The 20,131-nt window shown below is 53.6% G+C and carries 22 protein-coding genes; 17 read left to right on the forward strand and 5 right to left on the reverse strand.

Annotation, left to right across the window (positions count from 1 at the left end; translation table 11 throughout):
* Positions 1-105 precede the first annotated feature (105 nt).
* Both SynSYN20_RS04095 and SynSYN20_RS04100 read right to left on the reverse strand, forming a co-directional pair.
* The gene (locus SynSYN20_RS04095) at positions 106-957 is read right to left on the reverse strand and encodes a hypothetical protein (RefSeq protein ID WP_186524838.1); all 852 of its coding nucleotides are present in this window, start codon (positions 955-957) and stop codon (positions 106-108) included.
* Positions 958-2,074: 1,117 nt separating this feature from the next.
* A complete protein-coding gene (locus SynSYN20_RS04100) occupies positions 2,075-3,394 on the reverse strand; it encodes a hypothetical protein (protein WP_222929753.1) in 1,320 nt (439 codons plus the stop codon).
* 372 nt (positions 3,395-3,766) lie between these two features.
* Between SynSYN20_RS04100 and SynSYN20_RS04105 the strand changes: the two genes are divergently transcribed.
* Positions 3,767-4,681 carry a histone deacetylase gene (locus SynSYN20_RS04105; RefSeq protein WP_186524840.1) on the forward strand — a complete coding sequence of 305 codons (915 nt, stop codon included), beginning with the start codon at positions 3,767-3,769 and terminating at the stop codon, positions 4,679-4,681.
* An 11-nt stretch (positions 4,682-4,692) separates the two neighbouring features.
* Here the strand turns inward: SynSYN20_RS04105 and pdhA are convergent, their stop codons facing one another.
* Complete coding sequence (pdhA, locus tag SynSYN20_RS04110) at positions 4,693-5,799, reverse strand: pyruvate dehydrogenase (acetyl-transferring) E1 component subunit alpha (RefSeq protein ID WP_186524841.1); 1,107 nt, start codon at positions 5,797-5,799, stop codon at positions 4,693-4,695.
* Between the two features lie 87 nt (positions 5,800-5,886).
* Between pdhA and SynSYN20_RS04115 the strand changes: the two genes are divergently transcribed.
* The 5 genes from SynSYN20_RS04115 to SynSYN20_RS04135 all read left to right on the forward strand — a co-directional run bounded on the left by SynSYN20_RS04115 (position 5,887) and on the right by SynSYN20_RS04135 (position 11,916).
* Positions 5,887-8,025 carry an ARC6/PARC6 family protein gene (locus SynSYN20_RS04115; RefSeq protein ID WP_255476362.1) on the forward strand — a complete coding sequence of 713 codons (2,139 nt, stop codon included), beginning with the start codon at positions 5,887-5,889 and terminating at the stop codon, positions 8,023-8,025.
* A gap of 96 nt (positions 8,026-8,121) precedes the next feature.
* Positions 8,122-9,585, forward strand: coding sequence for a signal recognition particle protein (gene ffh, locus SynSYN20_RS04120; protein ID WP_186524842.1), 1,464 nt, complete (start codon positions 8,122-8,124; stop codon positions 9,583-9,585).
* Between the two features lie 76 nt (positions 9,586-9,661).
* Positions 9,662-10,057 (forward strand): 30S ribosomal protein S16, encoded by a 396-nt coding sequence (gene rpsP / locus SynSYN20_RS04125; RefSeq protein ID WP_186524843.1) that lies wholly within the window; start codon positions 9,662-9,664, stop codon positions 10,055-10,057.
* Positions 10,058-10,065: 8 nt separating this feature from the next.
* Positions 10,066-11,085 (forward strand): PhoH family protein, encoded by a 1,020-nt coding sequence (locus tag SynSYN20_RS04130; protein ID WP_186524844.1) that lies wholly within the window; start codon positions 10,066-10,068, stop codon positions 11,083-11,085.
* Positions 11,086-11,184: 99 nt separating this feature from the next.
* Positions 11,185-11,916, forward strand: coding sequence for a Bax inhibitor-1 family protein (locus SynSYN20_RS04135; RefSeq protein WP_186524845.1), 732 nt, complete (start codon positions 11,185-11,187; stop codon positions 11,914-11,916).
* Between the two features lie 238 nt (positions 11,917-12,154).
* On the opposite strand, the gene SynSYN20_RS04140 is transcribed toward SynSYN20_RS04135, so the two are convergent.
* Positions 12,155-12,724, reverse strand: a complete 570-nt coding sequence (locus SynSYN20_RS04140; RefSeq protein ID WP_186524846.1) for a hypothetical protein — start codon at positions 12,722-12,724, stop codon at positions 12,155-12,157.
* A gap of 242 nt (positions 12,725-12,966) precedes the next feature.
* Here SynSYN20_RS04140 and era point away from each other — a divergent pair, with 242 nt between their 5' ends.
* The 11 genes from era to larB all read left to right on the forward strand — a co-directional run bounded on the left by era (position 12,967) and on the right by larB (position 19,867).
* On the forward strand, positions 12,967-13,920 hold the full coding sequence (gene era, locus SynSYN20_RS04145) for a GTPase Era (RefSeq protein ID WP_186524847.1): 954 nt from the start codon (positions 12,967-12,969) through the stop codon (positions 13,918-13,920).
* Between the two features lie 24 nt (positions 13,921-13,944).
* Positions 13,945-14,421, forward strand: coding sequence for a phycobiliprotein lyase (locus SynSYN20_RS04150; RefSeq protein ID WP_186525434.1), 477 nt, complete (start codon positions 13,945-13,947; stop codon positions 14,419-14,421).
* Positions 14,422-14,427: 6 nt separating this feature from the next.
* On the forward strand, positions 14,428-15,144 hold the full coding sequence (trmD, locus tag SynSYN20_RS04155; RefSeq protein ID WP_186524848.1) for a tRNA (guanosine(37)-N1)-methyltransferase TrmD: 717 nt from the start codon (positions 14,428-14,430) through the stop codon (positions 15,142-15,144).
* 223 nt (positions 15,145-15,367) lie between these two features.
* Positions 15,368-15,622: a hypothetical protein gene (locus tag SynSYN20_RS04160; RefSeq protein ID WP_186524849.1), complete on the forward strand. Its 255-nt coding sequence runs from the start codon at positions 15,368-15,370 to the stop codon at positions 15,620-15,622.
* 42 nt (positions 15,623-15,664) lie between these two features.
* Positions 15,665-15,823: a hypothetical protein gene (locus tag SynSYN20_RS04165; protein ID WP_186524850.1), complete on the forward strand. Its 159-nt coding sequence runs from the start codon at positions 15,665-15,667 to the stop codon at positions 15,821-15,823.
* Between the two features lie 388 nt (positions 15,824-16,211).
* Positions 16,212-16,376 carry a hypothetical protein gene (locus SynSYN20_RS04170; RefSeq protein WP_186524851.1) on the forward strand — a complete coding sequence of 55 codons (165 nt, stop codon included), beginning with the start codon at positions 16,212-16,214 and terminating at the stop codon, positions 16,374-16,376.
* On the forward strand, positions 16,358-16,681 hold the full coding sequence (locus tag SynSYN20_RS04175) for a DUF1651 domain-containing protein (RefSeq protein WP_255476363.1): 324 nt from the start codon (positions 16,358-16,360) through the stop codon (positions 16,679-16,681). The genes SynSYN20_RS04170 and SynSYN20_RS04175 overlap by 19 nt, the downstream gene beginning before the upstream one ends.
* An 83-nt stretch (positions 16,682-16,764) precedes the next feature.
* On the forward strand, positions 16,765-17,844 hold the full coding sequence (locus tag SynSYN20_RS04180; protein WP_255476413.1) for a carbamoyl-phosphate synthase: 1,080 nt from the start codon (positions 16,765-16,767) through the stop codon (positions 17,842-17,844).
* 381 nt (positions 17,845-18,225) lie between these two features.
* Positions 18,226-18,747 (forward strand): 2-C-methyl-D-erythritol 2,4-cyclodiphosphate synthase, encoded by a 522-nt coding sequence (gene ispF / locus SynSYN20_RS04185; RefSeq protein ID WP_186524852.1) that lies wholly within the window; start codon positions 18,226-18,228, stop codon positions 18,745-18,747.
* A gap of 74 nt (positions 18,748-18,821) precedes the next feature.
* A complete protein-coding gene (locus SynSYN20_RS04190) occupies positions 18,822-19,205 on the forward strand; it encodes a TIGR03792 family protein (RefSeq protein WP_370586706.1) in 384 nt (127 codons plus the stop codon).
* Entirely contained in the window at positions 19,202-19,867 is a 666-nt protein-coding gene (gene larB / locus SynSYN20_RS04195; protein ID WP_186524854.1) for a nickel pincer cofactor biosynthesis protein LarB, read from the forward strand. The genes SynSYN20_RS04190 and larB overlap by 4 nt, the downstream gene beginning before the upstream one ends.
* Position 19,868: 1 nt before the next feature.
* On the opposite strand, the gene SynSYN20_RS04200 is transcribed toward larB, so the two are convergent.
* The gene (locus tag SynSYN20_RS04200; RefSeq protein ID WP_186525754.1) at positions 19,869-20,072 is read right to left on the reverse strand and encodes a hypothetical protein; all 204 of its coding nucleotides are present in this window, start codon (positions 20,070-20,072) and stop codon (positions 19,869-19,871) included.
* Between the last annotated feature and the right edge of the window lie 59 nt (positions 20,073-20,131).

The following is a 20,131-nucleotide window of genomic DNA, read 5'->3' on the forward strand; positions in this document are numbered from 1 at the left end:
TCGATACGTGATTTTGCACTATTTCTATTGAGCCATGGCACCAAAATCTGAAGCAGGACTCAAGCTTTCTTTCTTGATTCATTCTGATATGAATAGGGTAGTTTTTTAAATATTCACGAGTTGCTTTGTAGCTACATAACTGGCTAGTTTCGTAACCGCTTCTGAAAGCATGCCAAGGATCTGATCCTGTGCATGTGGGGTGTAATCATTTAGTAGCTTGTCTAAATTGTCAGGCTCCACTGAGCGCAGGAAATTAACAACAGTCTTTTGCGCCGAAACTTGAAGTGCTTCACTACTATCTGCTGCCGACACCAGGTCTTTATATGCAGTCAGATTGTCCGATTCATCTGCTTGTTGAGGTTGTGATTCCTTTGATCTCTCAATAGAGCTTTTGTATCTCCCTTGCCTTTCATCGACAATGGCAGGATTTGCTTTTCGAATCTCCTCAAGAGCATGCTTACTCATGATATTTCCATTATCGACATATGCAGATCGGACTTGCGCCTGCCCAACATCATTCATTCGTGAGATTTCATATAGAGCAGTTACTCCATACTTGTTTAGAAAATCATGTTGCTCTTCCTTTAGTTGTTGATCCGTTTTATATCCAATGCAATGGTGCAGTCGATTCCATTGATCTGCTTTAAATTTACCAGCTCCCATTAGTTTAGTTACTTTTGAGGGCTTAAACCCAATCTCTTGAAGAGCGTCTCTCAGGCTTTTTGCCAATCGCTTTTTCTCCCAATCCTCCATTTTTAATGAGTAAAGCTTTACGATCATGTGCAGTGCTGCACCTCCTGCTTTTCTCTCACTCTCCTCTGTTTCCTTATGGAATTGATAAAGAGTGTCGATGCACTCTTGACCGCAATGCTCAATCAGACTCTTGACGTAAGAGATAAACCTTTGATCAAGGTTTCCGTTCTCGTTCTTTGGCGTAAGTGTTTTAGTGATATTCAATTTAGTAACTCCTTGTGATTTGCTCTTATTTTTCCCTGGGGAAAAGTTTCAACCACTTACTGGTAACTCCTTGTCCTGATAAATGGTTATGAATGTGTGAAGTACATGTTTATGTATTCACTTAGATTCTGGTTAGGGAAGTGTTGCCGTAGGCTCCGCCTGTAGCACATACTCCGAAACCAGAACTCTTATCATCGATCAGTCGATGACATTTCACTTGAGTTCTATGGTGCCGCCGCTGTGTTAAAGCGTCGGGCTAACGGGATCAGATAACGGGTATTACTGCAAGCTGCCTGAAGGCTTGCTCTCCCTAGCGTCTGATAGCGCGGATAACGACTTACTCCCAAAGGGCATTCAGCGTTATCCATTTCTTTTACGTGATTTCCAATCCACGTGTTTTATTGTCTTTTCTTTGACAAATAATTTGAGATGACTGAAATCATCCCTTTATAGATAAAGGGTTAGATCTCCTCCTATATACATAAGGGATCGCTCTTTCTGTATACGTAAGGGATCTCTTCTCTTGTATACGGGTGGGGTTAGATATCTCCCTGTATACATGTGGGATCTCTCCCTCTGTATACGGGTGGGGTTAATCATCTCTCTGTATACGGGTCCGATCTGTCTTCCTGTATAGATGTCGGATCGCTTTTCCTCTATACATGTCGGATCGTTCTTTCTGTATAGATGTGGGGTTAGATCTCCTCCTGTATACGGGGCGGGTTAAATCTCTTCCTGTATACATGTCGGGTTAAACATCTCTCTGTATAGATGTCGGATCTCTCCCTCTGTAAAGGGTGGGATCTCTTTCTCTATATAAGGGTGGGGTTGGATATCTCACTTTATAAGGGTGGGATCGCTTCTCCTGTATACATCCGCCCATAACATTACAATTTCGATTCATGTTTTCTTTCCCTCTCTAAGGGTCGGATCTCTATTCCTGTATACGGGTGGGATCGTTTATCCCGTACAAGGAAGCCACCTCTCAACAGCCTCTACGGGCTTCCACATGGGTTGTGAATGTGACTCTGCTGGAATACACACCTTTTAGCTCTTTAAGCGGTGTTGTGATTGTTTCTGGTGCTTTCCAATGAGGTGATGTAAGTTTTTGAAGTCATTAATTGTATTTGAAATTGATTTCAGTCCCGACAAATTCAACAGCTGTAGCTAATGCTTTCATTCTTTCACTGGTGTAGTGGGATGTGAGATTCCCTTTGTGACCCATTAGCTTTTGCTTTACTTCCTCAGTGCAGTGGTAGCTAAGGTCACCACCAAAAGCGTGTCTGTAGGAGTGCGCATTTGCTGCACCCTTTTCTTTCACATGACCAGCCACAGCTCGTATTCTATTGCCAATCCAATCCTTTATGTTTTTGACATCATGAATCTTTGATGGTAATACATAGGAGTCGGGATCTCCTCGTCTTGGTAGCAACATTGATTTTAGCTTTTCGTTAATAGGTATTAAACGGATGCCGTCCGCTGTCTTAGACCAAAGTAGGTCAATCATCCAAGTTCCTGAAGGGTCTTTACGAATGTGTTGCCATTTTAAAAATGGGGCTTCGGTGTTTCTTAGTCCAGCGAGTCTGTACAGTGGGATTAGTAATTCAAGCTCTGGATAGATTTCAAGCATTCCTCTTTGCATTGCCATGCAAGTTTCGTCACTTGCGGCACGCTCTCGATCCTTAAGAACTTTTTGCCGCTTCTCTGTTTCTGAATGCTGCATTAGGTCAATACCTGGCACAGCCACTCTCTGATTGTCTTGCTTGCAGTGCTGGTTGTGAACGTTGATCAGACTCCTGAGCTTTAGTCCGTAATTATTGGCGGAGTCTTTGCACATCCCTCGTCCACCCTTTGCAACTGGTGAAGCTAGCCATCGAATGAAGCTGTTGAGAGATGAGGATGTGAGTGAAGAGAGCGTTGATGCATTGATGTGTTCTTCCCAGGCTGCAATTTGTGTTTTGTAGTTGCTCAGTGTTCGTTCACCTAAGTCAGAACGTTTGAGATCCAAAGCTTGTTCCAGGGTGACTGGAAGTGGTTTGGCCGCCTCTGCTCTCAGCCTCTGGCCAAGCTCTGTTTCCTGGTGAAGTAATCCTGAGGTGAAGATTGAGCCGGCATTTGTTCTGCCCTCGAGGATTGCTGTTTTAGAGGCTGCTGCATAGGCAGCGGCTTGGTCGTTATCTAGGGCTATGCCTGCTTGTGCAGCGTGATGTCTTGCCTGCTCCACCAGCAACGCCTTCATGTCATTTGTGACCCCTTCTAGGTAGTGATCAATTTGATCTCGCGATGGCTTGGCCTGAAGAAGGTTTTGAAGGATCTCGTTGATTGTTTTGGATGCTTTTGCCTGAGAGGCTTGTGTCCTTTGAGGGTTGTCAGCTGTCTCTAAGTACAAAGTCCCTAGCTGACGCCTAAGGCGATCATCTTCTGATTCATGGAGCAACTCAGAGGCAACAGCTAGTCGCTTCTGCAAATCCGCCATGATCTGCGGAAATCTTTTCTTAGCCAGAGCAAGGCTGTCAGTACCTGTGGATTGCTGGAGTCGTTTGACGGGTGTGCCTGTTTTTGATGGAAGACGTGACTGCAGCTCCTTTGGCACGTTGAGCGTCACGACCCAGGATCCTGAGCGTCGATTCTTGCGCCATATCAGGTTTTGGATGCCGGAATTAAGCAACTGTCAGAACAAGCAAATCACAACGCACCACAACACGCTGTCATCCCGCCATCGTAGAGGATCACAACACAGATCACAACGCACTGTCACAACACACTTGTTCGGAAGTAATCAAAATCGACTGCAGGAGCTAGAAAGCTAGTGGCCATCCCTCTTGTTTATCACCCGGCCTATAGCGCGCCTCTGCCGTCGAGCCATCGCTTTCCGATGGCGAAGTTCAAGATGTTGTTTGTGGCTCTCAGTGAGTTGGGTCTTGCTGAATCGAAACAGATCCATACCCCTCTGCCTGTGCCTCGCCGCTGGCTCGAAACAGTTCATCTGCGCCCGTACCACGAGGCGTTTGCGCGAGGCACCCTTGATCGGCAAGCGCAACGCAGGATTGGTCTTCCGGCCACCACGCCTTTGGTGCAACGCACCTGGTTAGCGGTGGGGGGAACGTTGCTTACGGCCAGATTGGCTCTTGAGCACGGTGTGGCCTGCCATCTCGCTGGTGGGACGCACCATGCCTTCCCCGACTACGGCAGTGGTTTCTGCATCTTTAATGACATCGCCGTGTCTGCCAGGGTCTTGCTTGAAGAGGGTCGCCTGGAGCGCTTGATGATTGTGGATCTGGATGTGCATCAAGGCGATGCCACGGCGCTGATCTTTGCTGACGATCCGCGGGTGTTCACCTTTTCTGCTCATTCTGCATCCAACTTTCCGTCTCGGAAACAGAGCAGTGATTGCGATCTGCCATTTGAAGATGGCGTTGAGGATCAGGCCTATGGAGCTGCCATTGGTGAGGCGCTTCCTTCACTCCTCGATCGCTTTAAGCCCGAACTGGTGCTTTACAACGCTGGAGTGGATCCGCATCGAGACGATCGCTTGGGCCGGCTTTGCCTGTCCGACCTAGGACTTTTGCAACGCGATCATCTCGTGTTTGATGCCTGCCTTCGTCGTCAGATCCCAGTCGCAAGCGTGATTGGTGGTGGCTATGACGCCCTTGATCCCCTGGTGAAGCGTCATGCCCTGGTGTTCAGGGCAGCGACCGACCAAGCGAGATTGCATGGTCTTTGAGTGGACAAGACTCAGTCTTCCGCCCAGATGTAGCGCGTCAGTTCTGAGCCATCTGGCTCGGGTGCATTGAGAGCAAAGTCCACGCAGTCCTGAACCTCAGCATCGATCTCTTTCTCGATCGCACGCAACTCATCAGCATTCACCAAACCATCGGAGACCAGATCGCGCTCAAAGGCTTTGAGGGGATCGCGCTTGGCCCAGAATTGCTTCTCCTCCTCGGCTCGGAGCTCATCAGGGTCGGCCAACGAGTGGCCCCTGAAGCGATAGGTGAGGCATTCAAGAACTGTTGGACCTTCGCCAGCTCGCGCCCGTTCGATGGCCCGTTCTGCAGCGGCTCGTACGGCGAGTACATCCATCCCATCCACCTCTTCTCCAGCCATTCCGAAGGCAGCCGCTTTGCGCCAGATTTCCGGATCGCTGGTGGCGCGGTCATGGGCCATCCCGATCGCCCATTTGTTGTTCTCCACAACAAACAGGATGGGCAATTTCCAAAGTTGGGCCATGTTCAGGCATTCAAAGAATTGCCCGTTGTTGCAGGTTCCGTCTCCGAAGAAGGCTGCGGTGACGGAGTCGCTACTGGAATCCCCCATGGCATCACGCTTGTAGCGACTGGTGAAGGCAGCGCCTAGGGCCACAGGGATTCCTTCGCCAATAAAGGCGAACCCCCCCAGCATGTGATGGGGCTTTGAGAACAGATGCATTGAGCCGCCACGGCCCTTGCTGCAGCCGGTCTCCTTGCCAAACAGCTCACTCATCACTTCGCGGGCCGGGACGCCTGCGCTCAAGGCATGGACGTGATCGCGGTAGGTGCTGCAAAACCAGTCGTGCTGACGCTTCATGGCGCCGATCACGCCCGTACTCACCGCCTCTTGGCCGTTGTAAAGGTGAACGAAACCAAACATCTTGCCGCGGTAATACATCTCCGCGCATTTGTCTTCGAAACGCCGACCGAGGGTCATGTCCCGATAGAGCCTCAGGCCCGTCTCGCGGTCCACGCTGGCTCTTTTGGTCGTCACGAGAGACGACAATCGCTCGGCGTGAGCTCCTACCAGGGACGCCTCATTCGCAAGCTTTTGATCGATGCCTGCAGCTGCGCTTACTGCGATGTCCTGACTCATGGCACCACCTCTTTGACAACCAACTTTAAGGGGCCGTGTTGAGGCAATGGGCAAAAACCCCTTTCACTGCCTAAAGTCTCACTGCTAATGAGCGCAACGCTGGTGGAATTGCCCATCGATCATTTCCGCCTGTTGGGCGTCAGCCCTTCAGCTGAAACCGAGTCGGTGTTGCGGACGCTGCAGTTGCGTCTCGATCGCTGCCCCGATCAGGGTTTCACCCATGAGGTCCTCATGCAGAGGGCTGAATTGTTGAGGCTTTCTGCCGACCTTTTAAGCGATGCGGCGCGACGGCAGGACTACGAGAGCACCCTGCTCAAATTGGGCAGTGATCATCCGGAAGAGACCGCTGGTCTAGAGATGCCCTCCAGTCGGGAGGTTGCCGGTTTAATGCTGCTGTGGGAGGCCAATGCTCCCCACGAGACTTTTCAGCTCACCCGTCAGGCGCTGCAACCTCCTCAGGCGCCCGCCCTGGGTAGTGGACGTGAGTCGGACCTTGCCCTGTTAGCGGCACTGTCTTGCCGTGATGCGGCCCGCCTAGACCAGGATCAGCGTCGCTATGAATCCGCAGCTGGTTTGCTGGCGGAGGGACTGCAGTTGCTCCAGCGCATAGGCAAGCTTCCCGATCATCGACAGCTGCTTCAAACGGATCTGGAGCAGCTCACTCCCTACCGGATTTTGGATTTGCTGAGCCGTGACCTCGCGGAGCAAACAGCTCGGAAGGATGGCTTGGCGATGTTGGAAAGCTTTGTCCAACATCGCGGAGGCCTCGAGGGTGGGGCTGCAGAGTTAACGACTGTGGGCATGGATCAGAGCAGCTTTGAGCTGTTTTTTCAACAGATTCGCCGGTTTCTTACCGTTCAAGAACAAGTTGATCTTTATGAGCGTTGGGAGCGGTTTGGCTCGTCGGATGCCGGCTTCCTTTCAGTGATGGCATTGGCAGCCGCTGGATTTTCTCAACGCAAGCCTGAGCGTGTTCAAGACGCGCGCGGAAAACTTCAAGCCTTGGTTCTTGTTGATTTAGATCTCAATCCCATTCTGGGGTGCATGGATTTATTGCTTGGTGATGTGGACCGGGCGTTGAAGTACGTCTATGCCAGTCCAGATCCTGATCTGCAGGCGTGGTTGGCGAACCATCCCAGTGACGATCTCGCGGCCCTGTTTGATTACTGCCGCAGCTGGTTGGGCCGGGATGTTCTTCCCGGCTACCGCGATGTGGATGCCCAGGTTGTGGACCTGGAGGCTTGGTTTGCTGATCGCGATGTGCAGGCTTATGTGGAGCGACTTGAGCGCAAGGAGGGGAGAAGCGTTGGTACGCCTATACCATCTTCAAGATCAGGTCCTGATACCGATTGGAGCTTCAGCAATCTCCCTCCACTCGACCTTGATACAGAGGAAACGCTGCCTGTTGATTTTGGCGATGTGGCCTCTTCTCTTGAGCTCAGCTCAGATCCAGGGGAGGAGGAGGCCAGAGGGAGTGGGCTGCGCCGGATCATTCCATTGGCCTGGACAAATCTGAGGATTCGCCGCCCGCCCCTGAACCGACTCTCGTTGTCTTGGCTTCCCCTGCCCAAGCTTTCGCTTTCTCGGTTGTCGGAGAATCGGCCTTCCTGGTTGCAACTCAAGCGCTCTGTGTTGATCAGTTCAGGTGTGGTTGTCGTGGTCGCGCTGGTGGGATTCAGCATTGTGGAGCTGAGGCGTGAGACGCAGCAGCAAACAGCATCCACTGCAACAACGAATCCCACCGAGGAGGCCCTTCCCACCGAGGATGTTGTGTCTTCTGAGCCGAAGGCCACCCTCAAGCAGGAGCGGCCCAAATCCAATCAGCTGATTGCACCCTTAGCGGCACTTAACCCTAGTGAGGTTCAGCTGCAAGCCCTGCTTCAGACATGGCTTGATTTGAAGGCAGCTGCGTTGCTCCAAAACGGTGGTACCGAATCCCTGGCTGAGGTAGCCCGTCCTGTTCTTGTCGGTCGTGTGCGTGATCAGCAAGAGGCCTTGTCGGGGGATGGCCTCGTCCAAAAGGTCCAAGCTTCGATCACCTCAATTCAGACGCTGAGCGCAACGCCGTCACGCATTGAAGTGAGGGCCCAGCTCACTTACGATGACCAGACTCTGAACGATCAGGGTGAAGTGGTTGCTGAGACCCCCGTTGGCAACTTGTCGGTGACCTACATCCTTGGCCGAGATCCTGATGGTTGGCGGTTGCAGGCGTACATCCCCTCTTAACAATTTGGCCTAGCTGCTGTCTCTGGATGAACCCAACCAGTTCAACAAAGGGGAAGGACTTTTACAGTTAGACCAAGTGCTGCGCGGAATTGCTCCATGTTTGACGAGCTTTCAGCCCGTTTTGAAGATGCCGTCAAAGGGCTGAGAGGCCAGGACACAATCTCCGAAACGAATGTGGAGGGGGCGCTTAAGGAGGTCCGGCGGGCGCTTCTCGATGCGGATGTGAGTCTGCCGGTGGTCAAGGATTTTGTGTCCGAAATCCGTGAGAAAGCAATTGGTGCTGAGGTTGTTCGTGGTGTAACGCCCGACCAGAAGTTCATTCAGGTGGTGCATGAGCAGCTGGTCGACGTGATGGGGGGCGGCAATGCCCCGCTCGCGAAGGCCGATCAAGCGCCCACGGTGGTGTTGATGGCTGGTTTGCAGGGGGCAGGCAAAACCACGGCGACGGCCAAGTTGGGGCTCCATCTCAAGGATCAGGGGCGTAAGGCCTTGATGGTTGGGGCTGATGTGTACCGCCCTGCTGCGATTGAGCAGTTGAAGACCCTCGGCGGTCAAATTGGTGTGGACGTCTTCAGTCTTGGGATCGAGGCCAAGCCTGAGGACATCGCAGCGGCCGGTTTAGCGAAGGCGAAAGAGGAGGGTTATGACACCCTTTTGGTCGATACCGCAGGCCGTCTGCAAATCGACTCCGAGATGATGGAGGAGATGGTGCGGATTCGTAGCGCCGTGCAGCCCGATGAGGTGCTGTTGGTGGTGGATTCGATGATTGGCCAGGAGGCAGCCGAGCTCACCCGTGCCTTCCACGATCAGGTGGGGATCACAGGAGCGGTGCTCACCAAGCTCGATGGTGATTCCCGCGGTGGCGCGGCGCTGTCGATTCGCAAGGTGAGCGGTCAGCCCATCAAATTCATCGGTACGGGCGAAAAAGTTGAGGCTCTCCAGCCTTTCCATCCCGAGCGGATGGCGAGTCGCATCCTCGGGATGGGGGATGTGCTCACGCTGGTGGAGAAGGCGCAGAAGGAGGTTGAACTCGCTGACGTTGAAAAAATGCAGAAAAAGCTGCAGGAGGCGTCGTTTGATTTTTCCGACTTCTTGCAGCAAATGCGCTTGATCAAGCGGATGGGCTCCCTTGGGGGGTTGATGAAAATGATTCCGGGGATGAACAAAATTGATGACGGCATGCTCAAGCAGGGGGAGCAGCAATTAATAAAAATCGAAGCGATGATCGGTTCGATGACTGCGGCGGAGCGCTCGCAGCCCGAGTTGTTGGCGGCTCAACCCTCGAGGCGCAGGCGGATTGCCTCCGGTTGTGGCTATCAAGCTGCGGATGTTGACAAGGTGCTCGCGGATTTTCAAAAGATGCGCGGTTTTATGCAGCAGATGACCAAAGGTGGCGGGATGCCAGGAATGCCCGGGATGCCTGGAATGGGTGGCGGTGGTTTCCCCGGAATGGGTGGTGGGATGCCTGGCATGGGGGGTGGCATGCCTGCTGGGCAGCCTGGAGCGGCTCCCCGCAGGCAGCGTCCTTACAAAAAGAAGAAGGGTTTTGGTCAGCTTTGAGTCGGCGGCACGGTAAGTTGGTTGCTTAGCGCAACTTTTTTGTTGCGCTTAAATCCACCTTTAAGCAAGCGCCACGATGATCAAGCTCCGCCTGAAGCGGTTCGGTAAGAAGCGGGAAGCGAGTTTCCGCCTCGTGGCCTGCAACAGCACGTCACGCCGAGATGGCCGCCCCCTTCAGGAGCTGGGTTTTTACAACCCACGCACCAAGGAGACCCGTCTCGACGCCGAGGCCTTGCGTGTGCGCCTTAGCCAGGGTGCTCAACCCACCGATGCGGTTCGTTTCCTGCTCGAGAAGGGCGGACTGCTCGAAAAGACGGTGCGACCCGCTGAGACCATCGGCAAGCTGAAGCAAGCTGCGGCCCGCGAAGCTGCCGTGAAGCAGGCTGCAAAAGATGCGGCAGAAGCGAAAGCTGCAGAAGCAGCAGCAGCCAGTGAATCTGACGATTCAGCCACTGAATCCACCGAAAGCTGATCAAATCCATGCCCGAGGCTGCCGCAACAGGTCGCTTCGTCCTTGATTTACCTCACTCTGAAGCCGCTCTTGCCTTGGCAGGTTCGGCGGAACAGACCCTGCATCAACTGGAAGCTCTGACCGGTGCTTCCCTCGTGATGCGGGGTCTTCAGCTTGAAATGTCGGGCAGTCTTGTCCAGATCGAACGCGCCGCCGCGGTGGTTGAGTTGGTCCGGCCGATCTGGCAGGACGCCCAAGCGGTGTCTCTGGTTGATCTGCAATCAGCGCTCGGTGCTCTAAACACGGGCCAAGCTGAGGATCATGTCGCCATGGGCGATCAGGTCCTCGCCCGCAACCAAAAGGGCAACCTTCTGCGTCCGCGCACCTTGCGTCAGAAGAAGTACGTGGATGCGATGGAGCGCCATGACCTCACCTTTGCGCTCGGACCCGCCGGTACGGGAAAAACCTTTCTCGCGGCGGTCTTGGCTGTGCGCATGCTCATGGATCGAAAGGTTGAGCGACTGATCCTCACGCGGCCAGCTGTGGAAGCTGGCGAACGTCTTGGCTTTCTTCCCGGTGATTTGCAGCAAAAAATTGACCCCTATCTCAGGCCCCTGTACGACTCCCTGCATGCCCTGCTTGGACCTGAGAAAACCACCTCCATGCTCGAGAGAGGTGTGATTGAAGTCGCTCCCTTGGCTTACATGCGCGGCCGCACCTTGGCGGGAGCATTTGTGATTCTCGATGAGGCTCAAAACACCACGCCAGCCCAGATGCGCATGGTGCTCACGCGTTTAGGGGAGCGTTCACGCATGGTGGTCACCGGTGATGTCACGCAGCAGGATCTACCACTTGGGCAGTTGAGTGGTTTGGTGGAAGCGGCAGAGGTGATGGACGGGGTGGCCGGAGTTGCTGTTTGCCATCTCACCGCAGCTGATGTGGTGCGTCACCCGCTGGTGCAACGGGTGGTGGAGGCCTATGCCAGCTTTGATGAACAAGCTCATCCATCAACAGTTCATGGCATCAGCCTGCTCACGGGCCCTGAGTAGGGATGACCCTGCATAGGAATCGATAGGGGGATCCACACTTCAGTAGCGGGCCATTCGTTGCAAGCGCTGTCAGGATATGGACAGTCTTCAGTGAAAGGCATGCCAGCCAGCAGTAATTTTCAAGAGGCCATCCGCGAGGCACAATCCAGTGCTCTTGTGGGCCCCAATGTTGTCAATAAAGCCCTGCCTTATGTAGGCGGCGGCATGGTGCTCACCGCCGCAGGTGTCCTTGGTGGCATGTCCACCATGGTTGCCATGGGTCCAGCCTTCAATGGGCTGTCGATGGTTGCGATTATTCCTTGGTTCATTCTGTTCTTCGTTGCACAGAATGCCGCCAAAAAAGGCAATAACGGCACCGCCTTGCCGTTGATGGCTGCCTTCAGTTTGCTGACGGGCTTCACGCTGACCGGTCTAGTGGTGCAAGCCGTTGCGGTTGCCGGTGTTGCTTCAATAGGTATCGCTGCGCTCGCGACCGGCCTCACCTTTGCGGTTGCATCGATCGTCGGTCGGCGCATGAGTGACAGCGTGGGTCAAGCGCTCACGGCAGTGGTGGGCTTTGGCTTGATCGGCCTGTTGATCGCGATGGTCGGCATTTTTGTTGCTGGTTTCTTCATTCCTGGAATCTTTGCAGCTACCAATCTTGCGATTGCAGGATTTGGAACCGTGTTGTTTGTGGGTATGGCATTCGTTGACTTTTACACGATGCCTCGCACTTACCGCGATGATCAATATCTCGCCGGTGCGTTGGGAATGTATCTCACCTATATCAATCTGTTCATCTTCATCTTGCGTTTAATCATTGCCCTTCAGGGTGGTGGGCGTCGCAACTGATTTGCTCTAAGCGGCAACACGTACTTTCATTTCTTTTTCAATCCCGGCTTTGTCCGGGATTTTTTATGGACAGTGTGAGTCGACCTTTGAGCAATCAATGGCTCCGATTCATTTCAGTCCAACATTGAAGACGTGTTCAATCCTTCAGCTACAGGCTCGGTGCCAGATGCTTTGGTTTTGGGGATGCAAATATCTCTTAAGTTCTGGGTTGAAAATTAGAACCAGTCCGCTATTGCAATTAGTCCGCTACACCATCCACTGCTTGCGCAATCGCCTGTTTCTGGTTGGCGTCGTATCCCCAACGATCCAGAAAGGCCACATCGCTGCCTTGATTGTTGGTTGCTGCTGCCAATAAGGTCTCTAAGCGCGCTTTAACGCTATGGGGTTCGAGTTGGCGTAGCAACTCGGTGCAGCGCAGGTTCACGCGCTCTGAACCTGCAGCTTGCAAGTCATCCGCTTGCTTGCGGTGGTGCACCACCATCGCTGCGCTCATTGCCAGATTGCGAACGGTGAGGTCTACAACTCCTTCCCCGCAGGAACGCAATTTGCCCACAAGCGCTTCAGGCAATCGATCCATCAGGGCACTGTCGCCAGCCAGGCTGATCACAAAAAAGCCTCGTGCTCCATCGCGGCTCTCCACCAGCTCTCCCACGCGATCAGCAATCACCTCATCACTGATTTCTTCTTGGTCCCATTGCAGGAGCCAGATAGCGGCAATTTCCATCGCCTGTTGAAAACTGGGCGCTTGCACGGAATCTGGAGTTTGCGGATCGGTTTCTGACGGAACAGTTGTGTCCTGATCTGTCATGGCGCGGGGGTAGGATTTTCAGCAGATTAGGAAGACAGAGCCTGATTTGGTTTCCTTTAGGTAGTCGCGATGTCATCGATATTGGCCTCTCTTAATAGGTGTCATGTTCTGGAAAGCAAAGCGGATTTTTTGAGATTGAATTGCATGTCTCGATGTTGAGCTTTCTAATGACATCAGTGAGCAACTCCACAAGGCGGAAACCAAACCTCAGGAGTCAGTCGGTGACAGCGCACACTTAAACGATGGTTGAGTCTTTGTCTCGTTCGTTTACAAGCAATACGCCTGAGGGATTTCGCTCTGGTTTTGTGGCGCTGATTGGTCGCCCCAACGTGGGCAAATCCACGCTGGTGAATCAGCTCATCGGCGACAAGATTGCGATTACATCGCCTGTGGCTCAAACCACCCGCAATCGGCTGCGCGCGATCCTCACCACTGATGAAGCTCAGCTGATTCTTGTGGATACACCTGGCATCCACAAGCCCCATCACCTATTGGGAGAGAGGTTGGTTCGCAGTGCCCGAACAGCGATCGGTGAGGTGGATCAGGTGCTGCTGTTGCTCGAGGGAAACGAGGCTCCAGGGCGTGGTGATGCCTTCATCGTGCAATTGCTGCGTCAGCAACCTTTGCCGGTGCAGGTGTTGCTCAATAAGTGGGATCTGGTTCCGTTAGAGCAGAAAGATGCTGCCGATTCGGCCTATCGCGAGCTTCTGGGCGAAACCGATTGGCCGGTGCATCGCTGTAGTGCCCTCAGTGGTGACGGCTGCCCCGAGTTGGTGAAGGCGATTAGTGCGTTGATGCCTGAGGGACCTCAGCTTTATCCAGCGGACATGGTGAGCGACCAGCCCGAACGCTTGCTGATGGGAGAGCTGATCCGTGAACAGGTGCTGCTCAATACGCGCGAAGAGGTGCCCCACAGTGTTGCGGTGAGCATTGATCGCATTGAGGAGGTGCCCGCGAAAGGTAAGGGCAGTGGGCGCACCGCGGTATTGGCAACGGTGCTGGTTGAGCGCAAAAGCCAGAAGGGAATCTTGATTGGCAAGGGCGGGTCCATGCTTAAAACGATTGGTCAGGGCGCACGTCTGCAGATGCAGACGTTGATCGATGGTCCGGTGTACCTCGAGCTGTTCGTGAAGGTGGTTCCCGATTGGCGCAGCAAGCCGGCCCGACTCGCGGAGTTGGGGTATGTGGGCGATTAACTGGTGGATACTGCACCTGCGAAGATGCAAGACATGAGCGATCAAACTCCGTTCCCTCCGTCTGATCTCGACGGTTTTCTTGCCCTCTGCGTGGGCCGGTGGATGAGCTTGCGTAGCCGCTTCCTGATTAATGCCTCCGAGCAGGAATGGCACAGCAGTGAACGGGGCGAGGTGGAGGTGTCGGCGTCCGTTGCCGCTGGGGTGCCCTGTTTGGACGTCACTCCCGCTGAGGGTGCCAAGAGCAGCCTGGCCTTTCAAGCCGAGGGATCTCTTGTGATTCACGCAGGGGGCAGCGAGAAGACGGGGCGTTGGCAGTTGCTTCCTGATTCCAGCCTCGAGCTTTATTTGCAAGCCGGAAATGGTGATCAGGTGCTGGAGCGTATTTGGTTCACCAAACCCAACCTGCGCCTGCGCAGCACCACGGCGGTTGATGGGAATGGACAGCCCAGACAGGGCAGCTTTTGCTCGGAGATCAGGCGCGTTAGTCGTCCGCAGAGCTGAGGTCGGATGGCTCCCTATCGCCTCGATGTGATCAGCTTGGCGCCGCAGGCCTTTGCGCCATTGCCTGAGGTTGGGGTGATTGGTCGTGCCTTTGGGGCAGGTATTGCGGAGCTGCACCTCCATAATCCGCGCGATCATGCCATTGACCGGCATCGCAAGGTGGACGATGTGCCCTACGGGGGTGGGGCCGGCATGGTGCTGAAGCCGGAACCGGTGTTTGCCGCTTATGAGGCGGTGCCGGTTTGCCCACGCCGGCGAGTGCTGTTGATGTCGCCCCAGGGTCAACCCTTGCGTCAGGCGGATTTACAGCGCTGGTCGAAGGAGTACGACCAATTGGTGTTTCTGTGCGGCCACTACGAAGGCTTTGATGAACGAATCCGCTCTCTGGCTGATGAGGAAGTATCGATGGGGGATTTCGTGCTCACGGGCGGTGAACTTCCAGCGATGACAATCATCAATGGAGTGGTGCGCTTGCTGCCAGGCACGGTGGGCACGCCGGAATCTTTAGTGGAAGAAAGCCATAGCGATCTGTTGCTTGAGCATTCGCACTACACGCGCCCGGCGGATTTCCGCGGCATGACCGTGCCCGATGTATTGCGCAGCGGTGATCATGGAGCTGTGGCCCTTTGGCGTCAGCAGCAGCGTGAGCAGCGCACCCAGGAACGCCGGCCAGATCTATGGAAGCGTTGGCAGCAGATCCAAAATCCACCTGCGAAACCTTAGTGTTCTGGATCAGAAAAAATCTCTGCAGATGTGGATGCTGAGGTTTTGCAGGTTAAATTCATGTCATTCCATTCTTGTTGAAAAGATTGAATATAATGAAGGGATGTATGTCTTCAAGACTAAAAATATAATTTGTAGATTTTAACGCTTAAGGGTTTAGTCTTTATCCTCATTTTTACCATATTGATCTAGCTTTATAATCATTGTTGGATTCAGGTTTCTGATGCGTCACTTGATTGCTGCGCTTGTGTTGATGTCATCGGTTGGTGCACCCGCCGCGCTTGCCCAACGCGAAATTCCTAAAGCCGAAGGACACGATCAATGCCCACTCGGCTACGTCAATACGTTGGGTAGTACTTGCGTGTCTCCGATTTATTACGAGGTGGCTCCAACCTATGGAAAAGCCTGTCTGTCTGGCTGGATGAATATCGGTGCTGGCTACTGCAGGAAAAAGAAAGGGCCCCTAGGGATTTTTTGATGAAGGCCCCTGAAATCTTCGGGTTCAAGCGTGTAGGGATGCTTGAAGTCAGCAAGCCAGACCATGGGCACGCCATTCCTAATTTCGGTGGTTTTCGCTGTGAAGGCAATGCGCCTTTACACCGATGGCAAGGGTGCGCTGCTGGCACAAACTATGGACATCGAGATCGGAGGCGCTTTTGACAGACGACACTCCACCTGAGTTATCAGCAGAAGCAAGCTGACTTCAGGTCCCTGCTCCAACAGTCTCAACAAGACGTGGGTTGTTCCTTTGGTAGGCAATGCCTTGCGCGCCACGCCAATCGATGCTCCATCTGCACCGTCTTAGGTGCCCTACGGAGAACACGACCCCACACCTAGAGCCCCGGCCCCAGGTGATCCTGCAGACAGTCGCTTCGCACCACCCTTTCAGTTCACTGTTTTCGATACGAGGTTCAAACTTCAGCGATACAGGTTCACTGATTAATGGTTTGCGATATGCATAAACGAGCGAGTTAGGCCGTCTCTTCCATCCGGGAGGGGCGGCCTCTCTTTATGGGCTTGCAACTGGTCAAGGCGAGAACGTCGCTGCACAGCTAAGGCAGAAGCGGATGGAAAAGCGCGATGCAGTCAAAGAGCTAGAAGCCAGCTGGAAGGAGGTTGTTCGCCATGCCGTGATGAAGCTATCCGCAGATCAGATACGAATGCTTTACCCCGGAGTCAGCACCCATTGCGACGAGCTGCAAGAGCAGGTGGATTGGATCAGCCAGCACTAGACAGCAGCTGGAGCACGCAACCGAGCCAAACTGCACTGATGTGGCAGCAGCAGCCTGATTACGCCCAATACAAGGAGAAGCTCAACGGTGAGGGCTGGTTGGTCAACAGACAGGAAGGGATGCTCCTTCAGATCAAGCCAGATGCACCAACCCAACATGCTCAGTTCGTTCTGGTGAGCTACTACCGATTGTCAGCTCGCCTTGCGCAGCCCCTCAGGCAGCAAAGGATGCTCAGGCATCTAGGCATCGAGATGTGGATCAACCTGCAGAAGATCGGTTGGGAACGCTGCACGCCGCCTAACTGACTTCTTGCAAAGCTGAAACTGCCTACTGCAGCTGGCAACAGCAGCTCAAGCGAGGCATCGTTACGGCATCTATTGAACGCTCCATTCTCCGTCGTCTGTCCCTGGGGCTTTTGGCTTCTGCCATCTCTGTTGCTGCCCTACCTGCCATTGCTCAAGAGGACGGCAGTGCTGATGACCTTGGGGTGATGAGCATCAGCCTTAAGGATGTGGTCAAACCCACCCTTGGATTTCAAGGAGCACTGCAAGGAGCAGGCACACCAAATCAAGCAGGCATCGGAGGGTTCTTGCCTCTCTCTGTTGGAGACAACAGCGTCTGGTTCCTTGATGTCCTCGCTAACGCTAATTTCGCTGATTACGAAAACAACAGCAGCATCATCAACACCGATGTCGCTGGTACCACGATCAGCACCTCATCAAGGCTTGGTTATCGCTGGTTGAATAGCGACCGCAGCTGGATGTACGGGCTGAATGCTGGTTATGACAGCCGCCCAATGAATACAGGTGGAACTGATACCGGCATCAATGTGAGCGGCACAGAGGAGAGTGCATTCTTCCAGCAGGTGGCTGTGAATGCAGAAGCTGTCTCCAATGATTGGAACTTCAATGCTTATGGCTTAATCCCAGTTGGTGATAAAGAGCAAAAGATTAATTGGTTCTACTCAGCGGGCTCACTGGCAACTTACGGTCTTGATGTTGGTTACTTCATCACCCCAGTCGTGAATGCTTCTGTTGGTTACTACTACCAGGATGGCGACGGAACAGAAGCTGATAGTTCTGGTGTGCTCGGACGAGTTGCCTACGAGCTCAGCAATGGCTTAATAGCAGGAGTGAACATCTCCTATGACGAAGCATTTGAGACAAGAGTTTCAGCAGACCTTAAAGTGCGATTTGGTGGTGCAAGTACAACAGCGCAACGGAAAGCGGTTCAACAACTACCTGTAATCAATGCCTTAACATCATCACCGAACAACCGGGATGTGAGGGTTCACGACTGTTCAATCTATTTATCGAAAATAATTGGAAAGGGTGCATGTTCGGGTTTACTACAATTCAAAACAAGGGATTTAGTGCTAGAAAGAAAAGGAAAGATAACAAGATGTATTGCTAATCCTGGAGAGCAAGTAGATGGGACATTTGTGGAGCAGAATGAGGACTGTCCTTAATCACTGCCTAATCACGCCTAAATGCCCTTCAATGTCTGGCACTAATTAATACTTAGCCTCGCCACGAGCGGGGTTTGGTATTGCAGCGGGGAATGCTTGGCGCTGGCTCTACTGCAGGAGCTACTGATGGCACTAAGGGCAAATGACGTTGATGGAACCAAAGATTGGCTGGCATTGGGCGTAAGGCTCTACCTCGTTAGGGGAATTGTTCATTGATTTGTTCTGTGCAGTTGGCGGTGCGAGTGGAGAGAATGGTTTGATCGACAACGTTGCGTTTTTGGAGTTGGCGATTTCTGGTCTCACATCACCTCAATCCTCCTCTTTGGGGCGTTCAACGGGCAGTCTCAACATCTCCTCAGCACTGGTTGTATCGGATAACAGATGAGTAACAGCACCCCACAAACCCCAGTGACCACAACCTCCTTGCGTATTGGCAACGGCTATGACATCCACCGTTTGGTGCCGGGCAGACCTCTCATTCTTGGTGGTCAGCAGCTGGAGCATCCAGCAGGGCTAGGTCTTGATGGTCACAGCGATGCGGATGTATTGGTGCACGCGATCATGGATGCCCTGTTGGGGGCGTTGTCTTTGGGGGACATCGGCAAATACTTTCCTCCCGACGACCCTCAATGGAAAGGTGCCGACAGCCTCGTGCTCTTGGAGCAAGTTGTCGCTTTGGTGAAGGCACGGGGTTGGGGTGTGGTCAATGTGGACGCGGTATTAATTGCTGAAAGGCCCAAGCTCAAGCCTCACATTGAGGCGATGCGCTCGGCCATTGCCCTCAGGATTGGTGTTGCTCCAGATCAGGTGGGTGTGAAAGCAACAACCAACGAAAAGTTGGGTCCTGAAGGCCGGGAAGAGGGCATCTCATGTCAGGCCGTGGCCCTCTTGCAGGCATGTTGATGCAAAGCCTTTACCAGCGATGTCAGCCTTTGATGATTAGGGTCAGCACTCTTCTTTGCGTTGTTCTCGTCCTGATGGGTCAATCGGCTGACGTGCGTTTCGCTGCTTTTGCAGATCCAGAGGGTGGTTATGACGTTGCGGTGATTGAGCATCTACGTCTTTCGGTTCCAGAGCAAGGGCGTGAAGCGTGGCTGGAAGCCGAGCGAGGCAGCTGGGAACCATGGTTGGCGCAACAAATGGGTTTTCTTGGACGCGATCTGCTCTGGGACCCTGAAACTGAGGAGGGCACCCTGTTGATTCGCTGGTCGAGTCGTCAGGCTTGGAAAGCGATTCCCAGCGCAGAGGTGGAAGAGGTTCAGACTCGCTTTGAGCAGCTTGCGCGCGACGCCATGTCCCTTCCTCAGGCAATGGACAATCCGTTTCCGCTGGTTTTTGAAGGAGAGCTGTTGCCCCCATGAGTAGCGACGACGTCCGTCTCGACTGGCAACGGACCGATCGTCTCGGCATTAGTGAAGCGATCTGGGGATTGCATAAAACGGTGGATCAGATCGTGGCGATCCTTGAAGCCTTTGCGGCTAGGGATCAGCCAGCTCTGGTCACGCGTGTGGATGAGACCAAGGCCAAGGCTGTTCTTGAGCGCTGCAACACGCAGCTTGTGCATTTCGAGGCCCGGGCCCGATGTTTAACGTCTGGAACCCCGCCGCCGCTGCGACCTGAGCTTGGGACCGTCACGGTGCTCAGTGGCGGCACCAGTGATCTTCCTATCGCTGCAGAAGCGCAACTTGCCTTGCATTGGCATGGCATTGATGCAGACCTGTTGTTGGATGTGGGGGTTGCAGGGCTGCATCGATTGTTAGATCAACTGCCCAACCTTCAGCAGTCGTCGGTTCTGATTGCTTGCGCTGGCATGGAAGGTGCGCTGCCAACTGTTCTCGCTGGTCTGTTGCCCCAACCTGTGATCGGCGTGCCTGTTTCTGTGGGCTATGGCGTCAGTGCTGGTGGCCGTGCCGCTCTCGATGGAATGCTTGCGAGTTGTGCACCAGGCCTGGCGGTGGTCAATATCGATAACGGCTATGGCGCAGCGATGGCTGCCTTGCGCATCTTGCAAAGAAGCACCTGATTTAAGCGGCCTGCTTTTGGGGGATCTTGCCGGTTTGGTTGTCCTCTGTGTGACTTTGGCCTAAGCGTGAAAGCTCGTCGCTGTGCTGGTCGCATTCCACGTTGCGGAGATGGCAAACCAGCTCAATGAGATCGCCTTGATTGAGCTCTCCATTCGTCTGCCACCGCATGGCTCTGGGGTCTAAGCGCGAAGCAGTGGAGGTCAAGACTCAACTCGGGAGGTAATGATTTAAACCTATTGAGTTGAATCCCTGACCGCTTGTTT

It is taken from the genome of Synechococcus sp. SYN20 (assembly GCF_014279555.1).
Lineage (GTDB): Bacteria > Cyanobacteriota > Cyanobacteriia > PCC-6307 > Cyanobiaceae > Synechococcus_C.